The 7,591-nt window shown below is 35.8% G+C and carries 4 protein-coding genes; all 4 read right to left on the bottom strand.

Annotated features, from left to right (window positions below; genetic code table 11):
• The coding region (locus JCM9152_RS21720; RefSeq protein WP_081727875.1) for a family 43 glycosylhydrolase at positions 1-2,675 on the bottom strand (2,675 nt) is incomplete at its 3' end.
• A gap of 529 nt (positions 2,676-3,204) precedes the next feature.
• Complete coding sequence (locus JCM9152_RS03800; protein WP_035341072.1) at positions 3,205-5,604, bottom strand: glycoside hydrolase family 31 protein; 2,400 nt, start codon at positions 5,602-5,604, stop codon at positions 3,205-3,207.
• Between the two features lie 53 nt (positions 5,605-5,657).
• On the bottom strand, positions 5,658-6,962 hold the full coding sequence (locus tag JCM9152_RS03795; RefSeq protein WP_035341070.1) for a TRAP transporter large permease: 1,305 nt from the start codon (positions 6,960-6,962) through the stop codon (positions 5,658-5,660).
• 2 nt (positions 6,963-6,964) lie between these two features.
• The gene (locus tag JCM9152_RS03790; RefSeq protein ID WP_035341068.1) at positions 6,965-7,507 is read right to left on the bottom strand and encodes a TRAP transporter small permease; all 543 of its coding nucleotides are present in this window, start codon (positions 7,505-7,507) and stop codon (positions 6,965-6,967) included.
• Positions 7,508-7,591 lie beyond the last annotated feature (84 nt).

Here is a 7,591-nt window from a genome sequence, read left to right as displayed (position 1 = left end):
TTCATCTCCTTCCCCGGGCCTTCATCTCCTTCTCCCGGGCCTTCATCTCCTTCTCCCGGGCCTTCATCTCCTTCTCCCAAATGAATGACCCCCTCATAATAATCAATAATTTCTGCTTCTGATAAAGCCCTCTTATTATAGATTTTCAGCTCATCCAATAAACCATGATAAGGAGAGTCCCAATAGTTTACCCCCAAACTGAAGATAGCATCTGAATGAGAGAAAATATGAGGGAAATTACTTCCAGAATACACTTTATCACCGTTTATATACACATTAGCATGCCCTTGACTAATAGTAAATGCGACATGGCTCCACTCATTTGGTTGAATAGTCATCCTTGTATTCGCATCGTACCAACGTTCACTACCAGACCATACTAACGTTTGACCATTCCCACCTCTTGGAACGACACTTATCCAATTATTCATATCTCTTGCTCCAAAAAAGGTTGTAGTAAATTGAGTTAGTTCAACAGGATTAAGCCATAATGACACACTGTACGTATGACTATTAATGAGCCCATTTGGTAAGCGAATACCCGATTCTCCATCAAACCATACTGCTTGATCTATAATACCGTCCATATAATCGACTTCTCCACCTTCCCGATCTAATCGATCTCCAATTACGATTCCAGAATCATGATGACCCGTTCGATCTTGAAGATTTCCAGAAAAATCATAATGAGCCGTCAATTCAGGCGATTTCGTAAAGCTTGTTTGATAAGGCTGATCTAAATCTTTTTCATAGATTTGAACAACATATTCACCACTATAACTACCAGTAGAATGATAGTTAAAGGAAAATGCACCTTCATCACTTGTTTGTATTTCCTCAATGAACTCTATATTTCCATCTGGATCTATCGCTTTAACTGTTAATACACGACTCTTGTCACTTGATATCACGCCATTAACATGAACCTCATTTGTTGAAGAGTCAAACGAAATGTCTACTCCTTCCATTTCAACATTTTGCTTGCTATAATTTTCAACCTCTAGCTCAATAACTGAGGAATGATGCCCATCTTCTGTAACAGCAACAATATCTGCACTTCCTCTCGATTCGGCACTGACTAGGACACGAACCTCACCATTTGGTGCGATATAAGATTGAGAAACATTCACCACATCAGGATTAGACGAAAAGAAACGAACATCGTTTATAAAGGAATTCTCTGGGAGAACGCTAGCGGTCAGCATCATTTTTGTCCCTTCCTTAAGTACGTTTGAGCCTATGTGAGTTGTAATCCCAGTCACATTTGCCTCTTTCAAATGAAAGCTTGATCGTTCACTTTCTAATCCAGAAGTACCGGAAGCTACCTCTAGTGAGCCGTCATCCTGTTGCCATATATACTTTTGCTCATGATTATAAGAATGAAATCTCTTACCTTCATTAGTTGACACAACTTTGAATGTTGCTTGCTCTTTAAAGGCTTCTGTCCCATCATTTTTTTCTAATACAAGATTCGTTCCATCTACTTTCAAATAGTATCCAGGTCGATGTTCAGCTTGAAATGAGACATAATCATCCCCGTTATTTGCCAAACCCGAAGTAATGAACCATTGATAGTTATAACGATTATGTAGGCGTTCATCAAACCTGATATCTCCGTTAGAATAGAAAACATATTCGTCCCGATTACTGACTTGGAGTAAAGTTGGATTCCCATTAATTCCTGAAGCAGTCGGTCTCATTTTCTTGATCGATCCATCTGGATAATAATGCATCCTTTCAACCGATACAGATCGTCGATAATCACCACCCGTTGGCAATGCAGCTGTATGATAAAGGAAAAACCATTCATTTTCATATTCAAGAATAGCAGGATGATTCGTCCCTGTTCCTTCTGTAGCATCCATTAACTTTCCAGCATACGTCCATGGTCCTGTTGGACTATCACTCATTGCATAGCCAATATCTTCTGGCCAATTCATGGCAAATGACAAATAATATATATCGTTATGCTTGTGTAACCACGGCCCTTCTGTAAAGAAACCGTGCATGTCTTCTATATGCACCTGATGAATCTCTCCATCCAGCTCAATCATATTATCTTTTAATTTTACATAATAAAGGTGTGTATTTCCCCAATACAAATAAGCCTGTCCATCATCATCTATAAACACGGTCGGATCTATATTATCCCAAGGCTCATCACCCATTTCTGGTGGATTGTCCGTCATACTATTACTAATTAATGGTTCACCTATTGCATCTTCCCATCCTTCTACAGAATCATCAGACACAGCAACACCAATAGAATAACCTCTCTCACCAGGCTCGGGATTAAAGACTGTTGTATACCAATAAAAAGTACCATCCCTTTCAATTGCTTGAGCTGCCCAAGCAGAGTCACCACTTGCCCACTCAAAAATAGTTCGCGGAACTGAACCTTCTAGAACCCAATTTTCCATGTCTGTTGAAGAATAAATATCCCACTTAGGCATGACATAAAAATCTTCACTTTCACTTGCCTGGTCATGTCCAACGTACAAATACACTTTTCCATCATATACGAGAGCGGCAGGATCAGCACTAAACCTTTCTGTAATAACAGGGTTTCCACCTGTTGTATTTGAAGCGCTTACAAATCGGCTCACATTGAATGGTGCTACTAATAGTATGATCAAAATACCAAATAGCCATAGTTGTTGCATATGCTTTTTCATTGTTTTTTCCTCCCTTATTTACTACATTCTCTGTCGTATCTTAGGGGGTGAAAGTGCCATACAATTCGTTACATAAGCACAGTTAAATAGAAATAACGCTACTTACCTCCTTTCCATTGTCAAATATCACGTTCGTGAAAAACGAACTAATACTAGTGTAAAATATAATAGTTTATATTTCAATAAATTGATTTATAAAATAGTTATTGTTTATAAAAGTGACCTGTGCACGTGACGAGAGCACTGAAAAAGTCCTTTCTAGTAACTCAAAGAAGAGTAATGGCCGCTGAAAAAGTGAAAATCGCACTTTTTCAGCGGCCTCGCACGTGACTCCTCATTTTTTGAATGTATGAAAAAGCCAAAGAATAAACGGCTTTAGCTCTATTTCCCATATAGCTAAAGCCGTTTAAGTATTTTACTATCTAATTGAAGAGGCATTTTTGATCTAATCAGCCCTATGTTAATTAATATATAGAACTTTTATTTTCAAAAAAATCATCATCGAACTCCAAATCAAACTTTCACTCTCTTATAACTGAATTTCAAATACCAGATCAGAATCGGTTCCAATTCTATCTCCATTCACAATTATTTTCCTTGTCTCACCTTTAGTTAAGTACACACGAACAGTATCATAAGGTAAAACAAATTGCCCTTTTTTCTTGACCTCTATATGAATCTCTTTGCTCGAACACTTCATTGTTACATTTACAAACGATTTTTCCCCATTTTTATACTCATTTGTAAGGCCATCGTCTTCGTAAAGAGAAAAACTTGTTTCACCTACTTCGAAATGTGGGTAACAAACAAAACCTCTCGACTCTTCATTTTTGTTCTCAAATGTAATCTCATGATCATTAATTGGAACAATCGATCCAGCTTGAACCATAAGTGGTGTTGAATTGTACGGTGCAGGAAGTACAATCGTTTGACCTGCATCATACTTCATTTCTGTATGGAAATCATACCAACCCTTTTGATTAAGAGGTAAATATACCTCTCTTTGTTGAGCACCTTTTTCAACAACAGAAGCAACCAATAAATAGTCCCCAACCATAAAATCATCATTCTCTTCAAACGTTTTTTCATCCTCAGGGAATTGATAAAATGTAGGCTTAATGATCGGCTTATACTTTGTGTGCGATTCATACATCAAATGATAAAAATATGGGATCATTTTCACTCTAAATTTCATTAACTCACTTACTGGTTTAATGATTTCTGGATACATCCATGGAACATTTACACTTTTGTCATCATTCCAAGAATGAATCGTAAAACGAGGATGAAAGATCCCATTTTGAATCCAACGAATAAACAACTCCGGCTCTGGTTTCCTTCCCGCAAAGCCACCTACATCATGACCGATATTGTAAATTCCTGACAAACTTAAACCTAATCCAGTTTTAATATTAAACTTTAATGAGTCCCAGCTTGTTCTATTATCTCCAGTCCACGTTTGAGCATACCTTTGCATTCCAGGGCAACCCGAACGGGAAATAAGGTATGGTCTTGTATATGAATCAAAGTCTTTTTGCGCTTCAAAGGATGCTTTCATCATTAGCAATGGCTGAATGGGACGGATCGCTCCAATATTAACCGGTGTTCCAAACCCATTTACTTTTGCATCTGAATTCCACAATTCAAATTCATTATTATCGTTCCATGTTGAATCAATTCCTAGTTCTAATAGCTGTTCTTTAATGTTCTCTTTCCACCATTTAATCGTATCAAAATTTGTAAAATCCAAATATGCTCCTACATCATCCCAAAATTGAACAACTTCTTCTCGTTCACCTTCTGAATCTTTAATAAACATTTCACCTTGCTTCAACTCTTCATATTTTGGATGATCATGTAGAAGAGCAGGCTTAATATTAGCACAAAGCTTAACCCCTGCTTCATGAAAATCAGCAGTAAATTGTTTAGGACTTGGAAATTTACTCTTATTCCAATTAAAAACATAACGTTTATTCTCAATAGAAGTGTAACCAGAAGATAACTGGAATGAGTCACAAGGAATATCATATCTTTTACAATCTTCTAAAAATTGATACAACTGCTCTTGTGCATTTTCAGCATCTGTATATGTCATCGTTGAACCAGAATAACCTAAGCTCCATTTCGGAAATAATGCAGTTTGACCGGTTAACCATGAGAATGTCTCAACAACTTCAGAAGCTTGATATCCTTGGATCATATAATAATCTAAATCCCCACCTTCCGAGTGATAATAACGATAAAACCCATGATAGTTATCTAATTCATTTCCCATATCAAATGTCGACGTTGACGTATTATCATAAAAGATGCCATACCAACTTCTTTCTTTCGTTCTCGTAAAATAAAAAGGAATGTGTTTATATAATGGATCTGTGTGAATCGGGTCATATCCCATTGGATCAAGATTCATCATGCGATATCTTCTTCCGTGACGATTAAGATTTCCTGTTTTTTCTCCTAAACCATAATACTTATCCTCTAAATCTCTTTTCATATAATGAAAAATACCATTACCAAGAGAACCATCATGGTTATACGATTGAGTTTTTCTATCACCTGCAATTTCATGCCAGTGATTATTCCTGTTCTCAAACCATGTTAGAATAAAGCCATCTAATTGAACGAGTACTTTTAGTTTGTCTGTAAAGATTGATACTTCATTATCATTTTCTTCGTACTTAAATGTAGGTAAAGAAAAAGGAGACAGATCCATACGATCTCTCCCTTCAAATGGGATATCTTCCATACCTGGTGCTACTAGCCATGTATTTTTCATATTCAATTCGTTATTTTTTTTTAATAGAACTCGAAAGATATTCTGTTCTAATATTAAAATACTTATTTCAATATCTTTAATACGGTTTATAAAATGCAAACCTTCTTCAGTTATTTTATTTACAGTAAATTGTTTCTTTGAATAATTCACTCCACATCCTCCTCTAAAGACTACTATTTTCAACTAATTCATTTCTTTGCAGTCTATAACAAGCCAAGCCACCGTGGCAAAGCTAAACTAATCTCAGGAATATATACAACAAACAATAATGTAACAACTAAAACAACAAAAAATTTACTAAGTGGCTTTATAACAGCTTCAATAGGAACATTCCCCACACTACACCCTATAAATAGACAACTCCCTACAGGTGGTGTGATCACTCCAATTGCTAAATTGAATACGAGCATAATTCCAAAATGAACTGGATCTATTCCTAACTGAATGGCTATCGGTAAAAAGATAGGGGTAAAGATTAATACAGCTGGTGTTAAATCCATAAACGTTCCAATAACTAATAACATAAACATCATGATCAGTAAAATAATAATAGGATTATCTGAAATACTTAGTAGAGCATTACTTATAGCACTCGGTAAACCCGTTACAGCCATGGCCCAAGACATAATAGAAGAAGCCCCTACTAAAAATAAGACAATACCAGTCATAACAATAGTTTCTTTTAATATTTTCGGAACATGTGACCATGTCAAATTACCGTAAATCAATGAAAGAACTAATGAGTACAAGACAGCAATTGCTGCACCCTCTGTTGCTGTAAAAATTCCTGCAACAATCCCTCCGATAACAATGACAATTAACATTAAACTGGGAATCGCTTGAAATATAACTTTAATGGCGTCTCTTATACTTACTTTTTCAGAGACTGTATAATTATTTTTTTTTGCAATAAAATAAGCAACGATCATAACCGCTAGTCCCATTAAAATCCCTGGTAAGTAACCCGCCATAAATAATGCTGAAATTGACGTCCCTCCACTAGTCAACGAGTAAAGGATTAAGACACCACTAGGAGGAATGAGTAAGCCTACAGGTGAAGAAGCGATATTTACTGCTGCGGAAAATCCTTTATTATAGCCCTCTTTTGCTTGTAATGGAGACATAACACTTCCAATAGCAGCCGCAGAGGCTACAGCTGAACCCGATATAGAACCAAATAGCATATTTCCAACTACATTCGTATGTGCTAATGAACCAGGCAACCTACCGGCTATCAATTTTGCTAAATTTACTAACCGTAACGCTATTCCACCATTGTTCATAATACTTCCTGACATAATAAAAAAAATAACAGCTAACAACGCAAAACTATTTATACCACCTAGCATTCTTTGTGCCGCTGTAAATAAAACAATATCTATTGGCATAACAAGGATTACAGAGGCTAAAGAAGATATTCCAATACTAATTGATATAGGTACCCCTAATAATAAAAGCAAAAAAAATACTCCAAACAATAACAGAGCCGCCTGTACTGCTAATTCCATTGTTATCCCTCCTTTTTATTCTCTAGATTAGAAGAACTAGGGGCAATTACAGCTTGTTCAATCGAACTTTCCTCTTCTCTTCTCTCAAAGACATTTATGATTTGATAAAATATAATCAACACCCCAGAAACCGGTAAAATAGCATAAATATACCCCATTGGGATTTGTAAAATTGGAGAAGATTGATTGAGAGTTGAGATAGTAATACTATATCCACCTTTAACGAGTATTAATGCTGCAAAAAATACGATAGAGGCATCAATAAATATTTGTAATGACTTTTTCTTCTTACCGCGTAACTTGTTCTTCACAAATGTGATTGCTAAATGTTCATTTGAGCCAAAGGCATAAGTTGTTCCTAAAAAAGCTACCCAAATTAATAGAAATCGTAAAAGCTCTTCGGTAAATACACTTGGGTCATTTAATACATACCTACTAAATACTTGCCATAGCGCTCCGCAAACAAGAATAACAGTTAATATAGAGGCGAATATCATAATTCCTTTGTTCAAGATGTTTTTTACTCTTTTTAAAATTTTCAGCATATTTAATCACCTCTTTTTATGAAATCATATTCACCTTAATGGTAAACCTTTATCTATCATCAAAATAAGTACCTTAATCTCTCT

It is taken from the genome of Halalkalibacter hemicellulosilyticusJCM 9152 (assembly GCF_000513115.1).
In the GTDB taxonomy this organism is placed as follows: Bacteria; Bacillota; Bacilli; order Bacillales; family Bacillaceae_D; genus Halalkalibacter; species Halalkalibacter hemicellulosilyticus.
Note: the sequence above shows the minus strand (reverse complement) of the source record. Positions and strands in the feature narration are given on the sequence as shown.

Excerpts from the sequence above, each read along its gene's own strand:
- JCM9152_RS03795 (WP_035341070.1), bottom strand. The coding sequence starts at position 6,962 with ATGGAATTAGCAGTACAGGCGGCTCTGTTATTGTTTGGAGTATTTTTT.
- JCM9152_RS03790 (WP_035341068.1), bottom strand. The coding sequence starts at position 7,507 with ATGCTGAAAATTTTAAAAAGAGTAAAAAACATCTTGAACAAAGGAATT.